Origin of the sequence: Olivibacter sp. 47 (genome assembly GCF_030372825.1) — a bacterium.
Taxonomy (GTDB): domain Bacteria; phylum Bacteroidota; class Bacteroidia; order Sphingobacteriales; family Sphingobacteriaceae; genus Olivibacter; species Olivibacter oleidegradans.
Window position 1 is genome coordinate 2,185,924 of sequence record NZ_JAUCNR010000001.1, and the last position, 15,776, is coordinate 2,201,699.

Below are 15,776 nucleotides of genomic sequence, written 5' to 3' on the forward strand. Positions count from 1 at the left end.
CTAACTTTTATAGTTTTGTGATTCAAATTACAAACAATAGGTATATATGAAGCACATAACCCTTTTTCTCTTTCTTCTCTTGACGAGAACAGTTATTATAGCGCAAACGGATACTGCAATAGAAGGTCGTATTTTCCATCTTGGCGCACCATTAGAGGGTGCTACAATTAAAATAGAGAATACAAAAAGGGGGACTGTAAGTGACAGTACCGGCCAATATATTTTTGAGGGGTTACCTGATGGAACATATCGGCTTTTGGTTAGCCGTTTAGGCTTTGTGAGCCAGTTGAAAGTTGTTCAGGTTGCGGGTCAACAGGATATTAGGTTGGATTTCAATATGGAGGAAGAAGAAGGTGGATTGGGAAGAAGTGGTGATTACCGGTACGATGAAAGAAGTGAATAGATTGGAAACTCCCGTTCCTGTAGAAGTATATAATCATAACTTTTTTAAAAAAAATCCAACGGCAACGGTATTCGATGCGTTGCAAATGGTAAAGGTGTCCGTCCACAAATAAATTGCAATGTGTGCAATACAGGTGATATTCATATTAACGGATTAGAAGGTCCTTATACTATGGTTCTGATCGATGGTATGCCTATTGTAAGTGGTTTATCAACCGTTTATGGTTTGTCGGGGATACCTTCCTCTCTTATAGAGCGGGTGGAAGTAGTAAAGGGTCCGGCTTCTTCCTTGTACGGTTCGGAGGCGGTTGGAGGGCTGATTAATATCATTACCAAAAAGCCTCAACAGGCTTCAAGATTATCTGCGGATATCTTCGGAACAAGCTGGCGGGAATACAATGCAGATCTTGGTCTTAACCAATCTATAGGTAAGAAGGCGAATGTATTGACCGGAGTAAACTATTTTAACTTTACCGATAAAGTAGACCATAACCACGATGGTTTCACGGATATGACGCTGCAGAATCGAATATCCGTTTTTCAGAAATGGAATTTTAACCGAAAGGAGAATCGCTTGCTCTCGCTGGCAGGAAGATATTTATATGAAGATCGTTGGGGAGGGCAAACAACTTGGAATAAATCGTTTAGAGGAAGTGACAAAGTGTATGGCGAGAGTATCTATACTAAAAGATGGGAAGTTTTGGGGAACTATCAATTACCCGTAAAGGAAAAAATGTTTTTTATGTTTTCTTATAATAACCATGATCAGAACTCAGTTTACGGTGATGAATGGTATTTGGCTAAACAGCGCATTGCTTTTGGACAACTGACTTGGGATAAGCGACTGGGTAAACATGATTTATTAATAGGTGCCGCCTTGCGATATACCTACTACAATGACAATACTGCGGCGACTGAACTAGTTGGAGACGACGGCGAAATCATTAATGACGCCAGTAAAATGACTATGCCAGGTGTTTTTCTGCAGGACGAAATAAAATTGGCCGATAAACACAGTTTATTACTCGGCATGCGCTATGATTATAACTCGGATCATGGGGATATTTTTACGCCGCGAATGGCTTATAAGTGGAGTATAACGGACAATGATATCCTTCGATTAAATGCCGGAACAGGCTTCCGGGTTGTTAATCTCTTTACAGAAGATCATGCCGCCTTAACGGGCGCTCGCGATGTAGAAATTGAAGGGGATTTAAAGCCCGAGCGGAGTGTTAATGTGAATTTGAATTATATTAAGAAATTACAACTTGGGGATGGAAATCTATTGAGTTTTGAATCATCCGCATGGTATACCTACTTCAACAATCGGATCTTACCGAATTATGACTTGGATCCGAGAAAGATCATCTACAGAAACCTGGATGGCCATGGTGTTACACGAGGTATTAGTCTAAATGCAGATTTAGCGATGTATAATGGTCTGAAATTAACCGCCGGTGGTACTTGGATGAATGTTTTCAATAAAGAAAGAAATGAGGCTGGGGCAATGGAGAAATTCCGTCCCATCTTGACCGAAAATTGGACGGCTACCTGGGCTTTGTCTTACCATATTAAGACGCTGAATCTGGGAATAGACTATACAGGAAATATATACGGCCCGATGCGCCTAGCTTTGCTGAGTGAATTAGATCCTAGACCGGAGTATTCTCCAGTATGGAGCATTCAGAATATTCAGTTTACTTGGCATGGAGGCGACAAATGGGAAATATACGGAGGAATTAAAAATTTATTAGATTGGACGATTTCGAAAAGTGTGCCTGCCATAGCCGAAGGGGAGGGGGCAGGTATAAAATCACCGATTGCGCGATCTTTTGATCCATTTAATAGAGGGGTGGTTTACGGCAGTGATGGCCGGATTGTGCCAACTTCAGATAATCCATATGGTTTACAGTTTGATCCTGATGGTTACGCGTATGGACCAAACCAAGGGATTAGAGGATTTCTTGGTGTCAGAATCCGTATTTAACGAAGTCGTTGAATAGTTAAATGGTTGAGTATGGAAATCGTGAATGAGTCGCCCAACTCACGTTAGCAGAGAAGAAGGTTCAGTGCAACTGAAGGGCGACGGTTGATCTCTGATAGCTAAAGAATGAAAAAAGGAACAGTTTTATGTTTGCTGGTTTGTACCATCGTGCTAAGGGTAACCGCATTATTTGCAGTACCCTTAGATACGGTGTCTTTTGATCGATTGCCCTATCTACAACAAAAGCAAAAAAGATTGGTCCTTATATTAATTGGTACGGATTGGTGTAGGTACTGCAGAGCGATGGAGCACTATCTCGGGGATGATTGGCCAATCGGTATTAAACAAGGGTATTATTTCCTTCAATTGAATGCGGAACAGAAAGAGCCTATAAAATTCAATAAGAAGACCTTTCACTATAATCCAAATGGAGCCTCGACAGGCTTACATTCGCTGGCGAGTTATCTCGGTGCTGATGAAGCAGGAAAGATTTCCTTTCCAACCATTTGCATACTGAATGAAAAAAATGAATTACTGTTCCGATATAATGGTTTTCTTCGAAAAAAAGACCTCCAACGTATTATGATAGAGATTCTACCGAAGTAAAGCTGCCTTTGGATTCCGGTTCATACGGTTTTCTAAAAAATGTTTTTATGTCTTTTATTTGTACTAAATCTAAATAGATGTATATTTGTTGAAACCTTAGCCTCACTTAAGCAAGGCTATGTTCACTACATTAAACGAATTAGATTCATGAGAATTTTAAAAGCTACCTTATTAGTATGTTTATGCTTCTTCACTTATATACAAGTGCAAGCGCATGCTTTATGGATTGAAACTGCGACCTATGGCAAATTGGGAACGGCCCATGACGTGAAGGTTTTTTACGGGGAATTTGCCCTCAATGAACGGGATGCTCCCGAAAATGGTACTCGGATGTAAAGGATTTTACGCTTTGGCTTGTCGCTCCTGATGGAAAAAAGAGCCAGTTAAAAACGATTCCGGGGCAAGCGTATTACAGTAGCAGCTTTACCCCTGAAAACGAGGGCGTATATACGTTAATGGTAAGTCACGAGGCGGCAGAACTGGGGGGTACAACCAAATATCACTTCGTTTCTTCTGCCTATGTAAGTATTGGCAAATCCAGTAAAGTAGACGCTGGTTTAAATGAAAATGGATTAAAGCTATATGCTGATAATCATGAAATTTTTGCCAAAAACAAACCGGTTAAATTATTTGCTTACTTGAATGGGAAACCCCTTGCTAACAAGCCTGTAAACGTGGCCTCTCCTGAAGGATGGTCGAAGGAAGTGATGACAGACGAAAATGGTATCTTAAGTTTTCTCCCTTTGTGGCCAGGTCGCTACGTGGCTGAAGCGCAGAATTTTGAAAAAGTAACCGGAAATCACAACGGTAAAGATTTTGATGCAGCTTGGGTTGGATCAACTTTTTCCTTCGAAGTAAAATAAGTCAGCAGGTGTCTTCTATTGCTTTCAAGATAGAAGACACCTCTATATTAAATTGAATAGGCAATCAGGCCCGCATCCTTTAATTCGTTCCAAACACACATATCTACGCGTTGATCAATCATTGCTCTATTTCGTTCAACATGGTGTGGTTTGGAAGTGTTTAGCGCAATGCTGTTAATGCCAGGTAGCTGCAGGCCAAACTGAACACAAACAACGGCAGGTTGAAGTTGGTGTCTTTTACAGATTTCGAAAAAAAACGTACGCCATTGATGCAGTTTCTGTCCTCCTTCTGACTCCCTGTTCACGTAACAGTAATTATAATAATTACTTCCCACTAAAAAGCCGCCGTTGAATACAGCCGAGTTAATAACGGTAACTCCTTTGTTTGATAACTCAATAATAAAATCCACTAACTCTTTCGGATGATGATGCACGGTTAAGCTATTTGCAATCATCACCCAGTCCAGTTTGATTAAAGGACTGATTCGTTGGATAATCCTCCAGTTTTTTGCACCAATGCCTACCGAATGAACTTCGCCTTTTGCTTTCAACTCATTAAGTGCCTCGTATGCTTGTAATATTTTCTTAAAACGCTGCTCTTCTTCTTTGATACCGTCCGCTGCTGCCAAATATTCGTCAGGATCATGCACAGAAACCATCTGAGGTATAAAACCGTTAAGCAGCTCGTTACCCTGATAAAAGCACTCCAATATACCCTGGTAGCTTATCCTTTGTACGGCATCGTGCCGAATATCTTTCCACACGTCTTTCTCAAAACTTGGTTGCTCACCTTTAGCTAAAGGAATACGATACCATCCAAGTTTATTGCTAATCAGTACTTTTTCATTCGTTAAGCCAAGCTTTTTTAAACTCGTTCCAAGTGTTTCCAAAGCTAAGCCGGCTCCATACTTTCCCGCACAGTCAAATACGGGGATTTCTTTAGCGTTTTGCACACATGCCTTGACAATTTCATGCTTAGTTTCAATATCTAATGCTTCATATAGGTTGCCTAAACTGCTTGTACCGTAAATAAGACGTGGCAATTTTATCATAACTAAAAAAATAAATGTAATGTATACGTTTACAAATTAGCTGCATTTTAATCGTATTTTATTAAAGGTTCTTAACATTTAAATTCAGGATTTTAGCAAATTTTAGACGCAAAGCTTTTTGCTTTTGTAATTTTTTATTGTCTAATATTTAGATTTTGATTGAAAAAGCCATAATTTAGCTCTATAGATTAAGCTAACGATAAACCTAATTCATGTTGTTACCAAAACTGCAGAATGAGCGTGTTTTATTGCAAAGGATTGCAAAAAGTGATGAACAAGCTTTTAAGTATCTGTTCTCCGTGTATCATCATGAACTGGGTGCCTTTGTACACTCCCTATTAAATGATCGAGAAAGCACCTTAGAAGTCGTCCAGGATGTTTTTTTGAAAATATGGCTTCACAGAGCTAAACTTCCAGAGATAACCAACTTTACATCTTATTTATTTATTATTGCCAGAAATCATACCCTTAACAAAATAAGACAACTTACGCAGACACAAGAGAAACACAAACAATACTTAAACGCGTTGGAAAGCGAGATTTTATCTGAATCTGAGAGCCCGAACGACCCATACGAAGCGCTCGATAAAGCGTTGAGTAAATTGCCACCTCAGCAACAGCGTGTTTTTGCCTTAAGACAGCAAGGACTAAAAAATCCTGAAATTGCAAGTGTTCTCAATATTTCTACAGCATCAGTTGCTAAGTATCAGCAATTGGCTATGCAGTCGCTCAGCGAGTTGGTGAAGGTACATCACTTTATTTTGCCTTTATTATACATGCTTTTTAACATCATAGATTTGGGGTTTCATAGTCTATAAAGACCTTCATTTACTGTTCTGTATTATTTTTTAATTTTTTTTAAATAAGACATCCATAAATGGATGTTGCCGGTGTCTTTATAAGAAAACTAACTAATAAAACGGATATCCGTTTTAAGACGCCTATATGAGTCGAGCACGAATTACCTTTTTATTTGATAAGGCGATGCGTAAAGAAATTACGCAAGAAGAACGCTTGGAATTATATGAGTTGCTAAGTGACAACTCATCTAAAAAGGTAGTTGAAGACCTCTTTTTACAGGCACGCCTAAGCTTCGAGCATGGAAAAACTTTCTTTAATGAAGAAGAATCATCCCAAATGATTCATAAAGTGCTTGGAGGTAAAGAACAACCAACAAATAACACGAGGAGGGTTGATGTATTAAAGTGGTTAGTTGCCGCCATTGTTCTAATCACATTTAGTGTCGGAGCTCTTTTTTATTATGACCGAAAACCGAGTCATATACAACCTGTGACTTATGCAGAAAAAGATGCAATCAAGTCCGTACGCAACCGAGCGACTTTGCTTTTGGGTGATGGTAGTCTAGTTGATCTGGAGGCCATTGACAATAAAACGGTTAAAGAGGGGGATATTACCATTAGTAAGACGAAGGATGGACAATTAGTTTATCATGCGGCAAAAGCGAATGCCACAGGGGAGATTAAACAAAACATACTTAGTACGCCACGGGGCGGACAGTTCCAAGTTCAGTTGCCCGATGGTACACATGTTTGGTTAGGTCCAAGCTCTTCTTTAAGCTACCCAACCCGGTTTGAGGGTGCAAAAAGGGAAGTTCGCCTCGAAGGAGAGGCCTATTTAGAAATTGCTAAAAATAAGGAAATGCCATTCGAAGTACAGACAGTAGATGCTACTATTCATGTGATGGGAACGAACTTTCTGATCAGTGCTTATGAAGATATGGAAGAAATAACCACTACACTTGTTGAAGGAAAAGTACGGGTGTCGGCAAAAGATAATTCGTCTCGGACCCCCACCGCTAAAATTCTCAACCCTGGTCAGCAGGCGCGTATAAATAAACAGACCAAGGCAATTTCACTAAAAAATGTCAACCTAGAAGATGCTTTAGCCTGGAAGAACGGTTATTTTGTCTTTCACGGTGATGATATCCAACAAGTGATGAAAACAATTGCCAGATGGTATGATGTTGATGTCACATACCAGGGTGACCTGACAGGTGAGACATTTATTGGTACTGTATCCAAATTCGATCGAATAGAAAAATTATTACAAACGATCGAGCTAACCGGAGGTGTTCATTTTAAAACAGAAGGGAGGAAAGTTATTGTAATGAAGTAGCCAAAAGTATAAAAAGGAAAAAGAAGCTATCAAAGGCGGTGCAACGCCTTTGATAGTACAGGCATAATGCCAGATTAAAGATAGAATCAAATTACCAATTCTTTAACCTAATCAAATGTATAAAATAAATGCTGTAATATGGCATAAAGGACAGACCTATGCCAAATTTAAACCTATATTGATCATGAAGTTATCACTTATCTTGATCTTAATTGGTCTATTGGAAGCAAAGGCAACGGCCTTTGCTCAAAAGCTAACGCTGCATAAGAAAAATGTTTCACTTCAAGAGGTTTTCGACGAAATACGTAAACAGTCGGGCTATAATGTACTATATACAGCAAGCGTTTTGAAGAATACAACGCCAGTGAATATCGATTTGGAAAACGTATCGGTGACCCATGCAATAGACGCTTGTTTGGCCAATCAGGGCCTGAGCTATAAAATTGTCGAGAAGAATATTGTTATCTCTAAAAAGAATTGGGCTGTTGTCGCCCAGGAAGAGGTAACTTTGACCGGAAAAGTCACCGACAATAACGGGAAGGCGCTCGCCGGTGTTTCTATAAGCATAAAAGGGCTTAATAAAAGAGGAACTCAAACAGATGAACAGGGTTTTTTTACTTTAAAAACGCCTCCGAACACGACGTTGGTAGTTACCTATATTGGATTTCAACGCCAAGAATTAAAGCTTGTAAGCGGGCAAACTACCGTGAATGTCCAACTCGAAGCTGAAGATGCGGCATTGGATGAAGTTGTTGTAGTAGGGTATGGTACGCAACGAAAAAGCGATTTAACCGGATCGGTTTCCTCGGTTTCCGCCGAGAAAATAGCGGCTTTTCCCGTAGCAGGTACAGCTCAAGCACTCCAAGGGCGATCGCCCGGTGTGGCTGTATCCAGCGTCAATGGAGAGCCTGGTAAAGCGCCACGCGTGCGAATTAGAGGGGGGACTTCGATCAATGCCAGTAGTGATCCTCTTTACGTAGTGGATGGTTTTGCCGGAGGAACGCCGCCCCCTCCCGAAGATGTAGAATCTGTCGAAGTACTAAAGGATGCATCAGCAACTGCTATCTATGGATCTAGAGGGGCTAATGGTGTTATAATGGTAACGACCAAAAAGGGAAAGGTTGGGCGTCCTATTATCGACTTTAATAATTCTTACTCCATTCAAAAGATCGGTAAACGACTCGACCTTTTGAATGGACAGGAATTTGCCGAATACATTAATGACGTTTACAGAAACAGTGGTAACTCAAATGTTCCATATTCAGACCCTTCGTCATATGGTGAAGGTACGGACTGGCAAGACCTGATTTTTAGAACCGGAGGATTGATCAATAATCAATTATCGGTTTCAGGAGGAAGCGAAAATATCCGTTATTATACCTCACTTAGTCATTACGGGCAAAAAGGTACAGTGATCAATTCTGACTTTAGAAGGCTTTCGGGAACTTCTAATTTAGACATAAAGGTATCTGATCGGGTTCGTTTAGGCACTAAACTTTTTTTTATTAGAAATGACCTTGACGGTGTGCGAACACAGGAAACAAGTAGTGGAACATCCGGAGCAGGTGTAATTTCAGGCGCGTTACGCTTTGATCCACTGCAAGGAGTATACGATGCAAATGGAAAATATACGTTGAAACAAGTGGGCGACCCTCATGACAATCCGGTAGCAGTTGCACGCGAAAGAAAGAATGAGCAAATAAACGATTTGTTTCAGGGAAATGCCTATGGAGAACTTGAGTTATTACAGGGATTAAAGTTTCGAAGCACGCTGGGGGTCCAGATCAGTAATCAACGGAATGGGAGCTATGTGACGCAAAATTTGGTAGAGGGACGTAACTATGGTGGTTCTGGAAGTATTATAGGCCGCAAGAACACAAATGTAATCAACGAAAACTTCTTAACCTATACCAAGAGCTTCCAAGATGTCCATAACCTTGAGGCAATGGGCGGTTATTCATATCAATCTTCCAGAAATGAAATGTGGGAATCACGCAATCGGAATTTTGTGTCTGACAATTTCTCATTTTGGAATTTAGGAGCGGGTTCGAACTACCAGAATGCGGCTTCAGAGCTAATAGACTGGGTGATGTCCTCTTTTTACGGAAGGATAAATTATAAACTTCAAAGGTAAATTTTGCTGACAGTTACGGGCCGGTACGACGGCTCATCTCGATTTGGTGACAATAACAAATGGGCATTTTTCCCTTCCGGTGCCTTGGCATGGAATATCAGCCAAGAACCGTTTATGCAATCGGTGAAGGCAATTTCAAATCTTAAAATTCGAACCAGCTATGGAGAAACCGGAAACACCGAAATAGGCTCTTATATGTCATTGGCCCGATTTTCTCCAACGCTTGCGACTATTAATGGAACACCAATTAAGGCGGTGCGGCCAACCAATGTCGCGAATCCTAATCTTACATGGGAAACTACCAAGCAAACAGATGCAGGTTTAGATATTGGTTTTCTGAATGGTCGGATCAATCTCTCTGTAGATTACTATTATAAGAAAACGGTTGATCTGCTTTACGAAGTACCCCTGCCGATATATTCCGGTTATACGGTTTCTCTGCAGAATATTGGAAGTGTAGAGAATAAAGGTTGGGAATTCGCGCTCAATACAACCAATGTTAAGGGCGAAAACTTCACTTGGACAAGTGATTTTAACATCACTTTTAATCGCAATAAGATTCTTCAATTACCTGGAGGAGATATTCGCTATAATACGATCCCAGGTCATATGTTGTCAACTGAATCCCAAATTCTTCGTGTGGGCGAGGTAGTGGGCGCTTTCTATGGATGGCAATTTGATGGATTGTATCAAGAAGGCGATGATTTTTCTGCGGCTCCTAATAAAAAGCCAGGAGATGTCAAGTACCGCGATATCTATGGACGTGATGCTAATAATAACTTAACCGAAGGTCCGAATGGTGTTATTAATGCGGATGATCGTACCATTATTGGTAATCCCCATCCGGATTTCATCTACGGTTTTAATAACGATCTGCGTTACAAAAACTTTGACCTAAATATCTTTTTTCAAGGAAGCCAGGGTAATGATATGTTAAACATCACTCGAATGGAACTCGATTGGATGGCCGGAAAGGGAAATGCTACCAAAGATGCATTGAATAGATGGACGCCTACCAATACAAATACAGACATTCCTCGGGCAAGTGCTTCGAATAATCCAGAGGTCTCATCGCGATGGGTTGAAGATGGCTCATACTTGCGGTTAAAAAATGTAGCCTTGGGTTATAACTTTCCGAAGTTTATGCTAGGTAAGCTACAGGTGAGTAAACTAAGGATCTATGCTAGTGCACAAAATATATTGACGGTCACAAACTATAAAGGTTATGATCCGGAAGTAAGCTTTCAGGACTCAAACCGAAATGTCGGACTTGACTATATGGGATATCCAAATGTCAAATCCGTTACCTTGGGGATAAATGTTGGATTTTAAGTTAATGGAGAAACAGACAATGAAAGAGTTTTCGAAATATATTTTTTTGTTCGTATTGTTTATTGCTTCCGCTTGCACTAAGTTGGAAGAAGAACCGGTAAGCATTTTAGTTCCAGGGCAATATTTTAACACCGAAGCGGATGCAGAAGCAGCTGTGATGGGATCTTATGCCTTGCTGAGTAGCGATAATTTCTATGGTAGACGGTTAACCATGGTGTTACAGCTACTGGGAGATGATATTGACATTGCGGATATCGGAACACAATCCAGTCGCATACAGCTGAATGGTTTTACGCACGATGCCAGCAACCAAGATATACTTGCGGTCTGGCGCTTGGCTTATTTGGGTATAGGAGCCGCTAATGCCGCAATCGACGGCATCCCGAATGTTCCGATGGATGAAGGAAAGAAAAATGCACTTATCGCCGAAGCGCGCATGGTGCGAGCCCTAAATTATTATCATTTAGTGCAATTGTTTGGTGATATTCCTTATATAGGGCAATTTGTTACAGATCCGAATACGATTAAAGATATTAATAAAACTCCTGCCAGTGAAGTATATCAGCATATTATAGACGATTGCGAATTTGGTATAAGTTATTTACCCGATGCCTTTCCGGGTAACATTAAGTCAAGAGCTACTAAAGGGGCTGCCCATACGCTGTTATCTTCCGTATATATGGTTTTGCAGCAATGGGACAAAGCAGCGGAGCACGCGGAAGCGGTTATTAATGATGCCGGTAAATACCATTATGGTTTGGTAAATGACTATCAAGATTTATGGAAAGCCGATCTTGGTCATCAATTGGAGCATGTCTGGGTCGTGGATTTTATGGGGGGGATCACTGGAGAAAATGGTACAAATCAGGATTATACAGCTCCTATGACCGGGGTTCGCGACGCGGATATGCTGGGTTGGAGCGTCTTAGTTCCATCTCCAGGTATGTATGGAAGTTTTGATAATAATGACTACAGGAAAGAAGTGAGCTATTTAACAGAAACACCTATAAAAGGAGTGATGACCCCTTATCAACAATGGCGATGGCCACGCATACATACGGCTAAATGGTGCTTATATCCAGGAGCTAATGCCAATGCAGAGGGGGCCGACTCAGATATAAAACATGTGATTTTCCGTTATGCCGAAATTCTCTTAATGGCTGCAGAGTCACTCAACGAGAGTAACGGTGGACCCACCGCAAAGGCTTATGAATATTTGAATGCGGTTAGACAACGCGCCCGTAACACACCTAACGGGGTAAGAACCTTCCCAACGGATATCCCGGTTGGGTTAAATCAAGCAGCATTTAGGGACGCAGTAAGAGAGGAGAGAAGAGTAGAGCTAGCCTTTGAATGGAAGCGCTGGTACGACTTGAAGCGTTGGGATATCGTTGTGGAGGCCTTTACAAAAGAAGGCGCTTATGAAAAAAGAGAAAACATAAAACCATCTCATAAACTATTGCCTATTCCACAGGAAGAGATTGGTAGAAATGCAAATCTCTTACCACAAAATGAAGGTTATTAATATAAGACGAAAGCGAAAATGAAAAATCGTTTAAATGGATATATGCTGTTGTTTTGCGTGACGGTTTCGGTAAGCGTCGCGAAGGCACAATACACTCTTAAAAAAGACTTTATCGAAAAGAATCTAAATGAAGCGATAAAGCAAATAGACTATTTAGGTTCTAACACTCCAGGCGAAAAACTTCCACGAACTTATGAAGCAGGGAAATCAATATCATCCGGTACGGGATGGTGGACCTCGGGATTTTATCCAGGTACACTTTTGTATTTATATGAGTACAGCGGTAACGAGGAACTCCTGGATAGAGCAAAACAGAAGTTGAAATTACTGGAAAAGGAAAAAAACAACACGACTACCCATGATTTAGGCTTTATGCTCTATTGCAGTTTTGGTAATATTTTACGCCTTACCGGGGATAGTAGTGCTTACAAGGACGTTCTTTTGACCGGAGCCAATTCGTTAATTAGCCGCTTCAATCCTGTTACTAAAACAATCCGTTCGTGGGAGGGGTGGACTTATCCGGTAATCATCGATAATATGATGAACCTCGAATTTCTGACGCAAGCCAGTAAAATTAGCGGTGAGAAAAAATATCAAGATATTGCCATTACCCATGCCAATACCACGATGAAAAATCATTATCGTAACGATATGAGTTGTTATCATGTAGTAGATTACAATCCGCAAACAGGCGACATCGTGGCAAAAAAAACAGCGCAAGGTGCCTTTGATGAATCAGCATGGGCACGTGGGCAAGCTTGGGGTTTGTATGGTTATACAATGATGTATCGGGAAACCAAACGGAAGGAATACTTGCAATTTGCGGAGAAAATCGCAACATATATCCTAAATCATCCAAATATGCCGGATGATGGCGTACCTTTTGGGATTTTAATGCGCCTGATTTGCCGGCAAGCAGCCCATATGCCAGTCAATATAAGCAGTATCGTGATGCTTCTGCCGCAGCTATTATCGCTTCAGCCTTACTGGAGCTGAGCACTTATGTCAAGAATACCAAGGCGAAGGAGTATGTAAATGCAGCTGAGAAGATGCTCGTCAGTCTTTCATCGGATTCCTATAAAGCTCCTATTGGAAGCAACGGCGGTTTTATTTTGATGCACAGTGTCGGCTCTATACCTCATAAGAGTGAGATCGATGTGCCCTTAACCTACGCAGATTACTATTATGTAGAGGCCTTGCTTAGATACCGAAATTTGTTAAGGAATTAAGACGAAGGGGAGGAAAATCCCTCCCCTTAGCTTGTTAACGCGAAAGTCATTTGTCTACAATTGCCCTAAAAGTTAGGTTAATCCTTGCTTCAACTAATTTTGGCACCTTGGGTAAGCTATGTTGCCAATGATCTTGTATGGTACCTTTCATGACCAGAAGACTTCCCGGCAATAAATGGATTTTAACACGTAGTTTTCGATCTCGATAATGCCGGAACAGAAAAGGTCGCGATGCTCCAAAGCTTAAGGATGCAATGGTTGGATTCTTGCCCAATGACTTTTCGTTATCTCGATGCCAGCCCATGCTATCGGTTCCATTTCGATAATAATTAAGCAATACCGTGCTAAATTTAATATTCAAAAAGGTTTCCACCTTCTCTTTCACAAGTAATAGTTCAGGAAACCATTGCTGCGGTTTCATCGTTATGCCCGAATAACTATACGGTTTGTAGGTATCGCCGTAAAGAGCCGTCAGACGCGGTTGCAAGATCTCTTTACCCATAATTTTAACAGGCTCCTGACGCCAAGTTGTTTTTTGTTTAAGTACATCAAATAGATGATGCTCTTCTGATCGCGTGAAGAAATTTTCATAGAAATAAACTTCTCCATCCTTTGGCAATAAATTTCCATGCATAGTCTATGGTTTATTTCTCTACCTGAAGTTCCGCCCGAACAGCTTCCCAGCCAATAATCGCTTGCTTTCTCGAACTCCCCCAATGATAATTGCCTGTGTCTCCGGTTGATTTAATTACACGATGACAAGGTATCAACAAGGCTACCGGATTCGCCCCAACGGCACTTCCTACTGCTCGTGAAGCTAGCTTGTTGCCAGTTCGTTCAGCCAATTGGGCATAAGTAGTAAGCGTGCCTGTGGGAACTTGCAAAAGTGTTTCCCAAACTTTAATCTGGAATGGGGTGCCTTTTAAATGTAATTTAATCTCTTTTATTTTGCTCCAATCTTGATCAAAAATAAAGAGTGCATGCTGCTGGAAATTGTCAACCAGCTGCTGATAGCGTGCATTTGGAAAGGTAGATCTCAAGGTATCAAATCCGATACCCCTTCCTTCATCTGCAAATGCCATATAACAGATTCCTTTATGCGTAGAAGCCACGATGATATTACCAAATGGACTCTCGGCAAAACTATAATTGATCGTTAGCGAAGCACCACCATTTTTATACTCGCCAGGTGTCATCCCTTCGATGTTTATAAAAAGATCATGTAATCGGCCAGTACCTGAAAGTCCGCTTTCGTATGCAGTGTCGAATAGCGTCGAGCAATTTTCCTTAAGCATATTTTTGGCATGCTCAATCGTAAGATATTGTATGAATTTTTTAGGCGAAACTCCTGCCCAATCCTGAAACATTCGCTGAAAATGGAATGGACTCAAGTGGACATGTTCGGCGATTTGTTCCAAACTCGGTTGGCTTTTGAAGTGTTCCTTGATAAATGCAATGGATGCTGCGATCCTATTAAAATCTATTTGCTGTTGCGTTTCCATAAACAATCTATTTTCTTCAAAAGTAGTCAAAGCCAACCGGTGACGAAACCCGAATCTTGCGCGTTTAATAAAATTCAAAAGTAGAAATTCAAGACTAGAAAATCAGAAAATTCAGCGCATAATGCGATGTTATTTATCAAGGTGTTGCTTGAAGAATAAAATATTTCGGTTCAACACGTCCTGCATGGGGGTTGGTTGAATAGTTTCATACCAAGGGTGTTTTCGTCCAAAAACATGATCGGATGAAACGGTTACCATAACCGCTCTGCCATTGGCTTCTTTTAAGTTGTATGCATGATTTAAAGGTACGTTTATATCTTCGGTACCATGACAAATCATCCAGGGGATATTGATAGAGGAGGCAGCTTTTATAATATCCAATCGTGTGCCATTATTTAAATAATCCTCATACAATTGGTAATTTAGTGGCATTTTTTGTCTTGTACGACCATTTACATAATAAGCAACACCCGTTTGTTTCCAATCGCTTATTTTTTCTTTTGGCCAATCGCCCCAGGGTGTTTTACAGAAGGCAATTGCCGACCAGGTTACGAGTGCTTTGATCCGAGCGTCTTCTGCCGCCTTGATCACACTGATGCCACCGCCCATACTATGGCCGATTAAGCCGATGCTTTTTTTGTCGATGCAACGTCCATATGGATTGCAGTTATTTTGGACCCAATCTATTACCTGTTCAAGATCATGCAATTGCTTGGTGTAGTTGTTTTCACTAAAAGCAGTTAAATCAACAAAATTCTCCGGTTGATCCGGCGAGGTGCCATTGTGAGAAAAATTAAACTTTATAAAGGTAAAGCCGGAAGCAAGGAATTGTTCAGCGATCAGATCGAAGTTGCCCAGTCTTTGAAGCCGTTGAAACCATGTGCATATATAATGGCGGGTTGATAAGGCCTTGATTCGTTGAAAAAAATATCAAGAACAATAGGCCTATTATTACTACCTCTGATCATTATATTTTTCACTTTTGCCATGAGCCCCCCTTTTAATCCTATA

General features: G+C 40.7%; 14 protein-coding genes and 1 pseudogene. 10 read left to right on the top strand and 5 right to left on the bottom strand.

Annotated elements, in window-relative coordinates; genetic code table 11:
• The first annotated feature begins 46 nt into the window (after positions 1–46).
• The 5 genes from QT327_RS09375 to QT327_RS09395 all read left to right on the top strand — a co-directional run bounded on the left by QT327_RS09375 (position 47) and on the right by QT327_RS09395 (position 3,855).
• Positions 47–403, top strand: coding sequence for a carboxypeptidase-like regulatory domain-containing protein (locus tag QT327_RS09375; protein ID WP_289552681.1), 357 nt, complete (start codon positions 47–49; stop codon positions 401–403).
• A gap of 120 nt (positions 404–523) precedes the next feature.
• Positions 524–2,389 carry a TonB-dependent receptor plug domain-containing protein gene (locus QT327_RS09380; RefSeq protein ID WP_354004762.1) on the top strand — a complete coding sequence of 622 codons (1,866 nt, stop codon included), beginning with the start codon at positions 524–526 and terminating at the stop codon, positions 2,387–2,389.
• A gap of 123 nt (positions 2,390–2,512) precedes the next feature.
• Positions 2,513–2,992: a thioredoxin family protein gene (locus QT327_RS09385; protein WP_130857641.1), complete on the top strand. Its 480-nt coding sequence runs from the start codon at positions 2,513–2,515 to the stop codon at positions 2,990–2,992.
• Between the two features lie 147 nt (positions 2,993–3,139).
• Positions 3,140–3,328, top strand: coding sequence for a hypothetical protein (locus QT327_RS09390; protein ID WP_289552683.1), 189 nt, complete (start codon positions 3,140–3,142; stop codon positions 3,326–3,328).
• A 119-nt stretch (positions 3,329–3,447) separates the two neighbouring features.
• A complete protein-coding gene (locus tag QT327_RS09395; RefSeq protein ID WP_289552684.1) occupies positions 3,448–3,855 on the top strand; it encodes a hypothetical protein in 408 nt (135 codons plus the stop codon).
• 47 nt (positions 3,856–3,902) lie between these two features.
• Here QT327_RS09395 and QT327_RS09400 read toward each other — a convergent pair whose 3' ends face one another.
• Positions 3,903–4,907 carry an aldo/keto reductase gene (locus QT327_RS09400; protein WP_289552685.1) on the bottom strand — a complete coding sequence of 335 codons (1,005 nt, stop codon included), beginning with the start codon at positions 4,905–4,907 and terminating at the stop codon, positions 3,903–3,905.
• 212 nt (positions 4,908–5,119) lie between these two features.
• On the opposite strand from QT327_RS09400, the gene QT327_RS09405 reads away from it, so the two are divergent.
• From QT327_RS09405 to QT327_RS09425, 5 genes and pseudogenes are all read left to right on the top strand, one after another.
• Positions 5,120–5,725 (top strand): RNA polymerase sigma factor, encoded by a 606-nt coding sequence (locus tag QT327_RS09405; protein WP_013666045.1) that lies wholly within the window; start codon positions 5,120–5,122, stop codon positions 5,723–5,725.
• 127 nt (positions 5,726–5,852) lie between these two features.
• A complete protein-coding gene (locus QT327_RS09410) occupies positions 5,853–7,043 on the top strand; it encodes a FecR family protein (RefSeq protein WP_013666046.1) in 1,191 nt (396 codons plus the stop codon).
• A 184-nt stretch (positions 7,044–7,227) separates the two neighbouring features.
• Positions 7,228–10,509, top strand: a pseudogene (locus QT327_RS09415) (TonB-dependent receptor).
• Between the two features lie 4 nt (positions 10,510–10,513).
• Entirely contained in the window at positions 10,514–12,034 is a 1,521-nt protein-coding gene (locus QT327_RS09420; RefSeq protein ID WP_130857639.1) for a RagB/SusD family nutrient uptake outer membrane protein, read from the top strand.
• Between the two features lie 18 nt (positions 12,035–12,052).
• Positions 12,053–13,030 carry a glycoside hydrolase family 88 protein gene (locus tag QT327_RS09425; protein WP_502910529.1) on the top strand — a complete coding sequence of 326 codons (978 nt, stop codon included), beginning with the start codon at positions 12,053–12,055 and terminating at the stop codon, positions 13,028–13,030.
• Positions 13,031–13,309: 279 nt separating this feature from the next.
• Here the strand turns inward: QT327_RS09425 and QT327_RS09430 are convergent, their stop codons facing one another.
• The 4 genes from QT327_RS09430 to QT327_RS09445 all read right to left on the bottom strand — a co-directional run bounded on the left by QT327_RS09430 (position 13,310) and on the right by QT327_RS09445 (position 15,754).
• Positions 13,310–13,897 carry an alpha-ketoglutarate-dependent dioxygenase AlkB family protein gene (locus QT327_RS09430; RefSeq protein ID WP_130857637.1) on the bottom strand — a complete coding sequence of 196 codons (588 nt, stop codon included), beginning with the start codon at positions 13,895–13,897 and terminating at the stop codon, positions 13,310–13,312.
• Between the two features lie 10 nt (positions 13,898–13,907).
• On the bottom strand, positions 13,908–14,765 hold the full coding sequence (locus QT327_RS09435; protein WP_013666051.1) for a methylated-DNA--[protein]-cysteine S-methyltransferase: 858 nt from the start codon (positions 14,763–14,765) through the stop codon (positions 13,908–13,910).
• A 129-nt stretch (positions 14,766–14,894) separates the two neighbouring features.
• Positions 14,895–15,653 carry an alpha/beta hydrolase family protein gene (locus QT327_RS09440; protein WP_354004813.1) on the bottom strand — a complete coding sequence of 253 codons (759 nt, stop codon included), beginning with the start codon at positions 15,651–15,653 and terminating at the stop codon, positions 14,895–14,897.
• Positions 15,605–15,754, bottom strand: coding sequence for a hypothetical protein (locus QT327_RS09445; RefSeq protein ID WP_289552687.1), 150 nt, complete (start codon positions 15,752–15,754; stop codon positions 15,605–15,607). The genes QT327_RS09440 and QT327_RS09445 overlap by 49 nt, the downstream gene beginning before the upstream one ends.
• Positions 15,755–15,776: the final 22 nt, after the last annotated feature.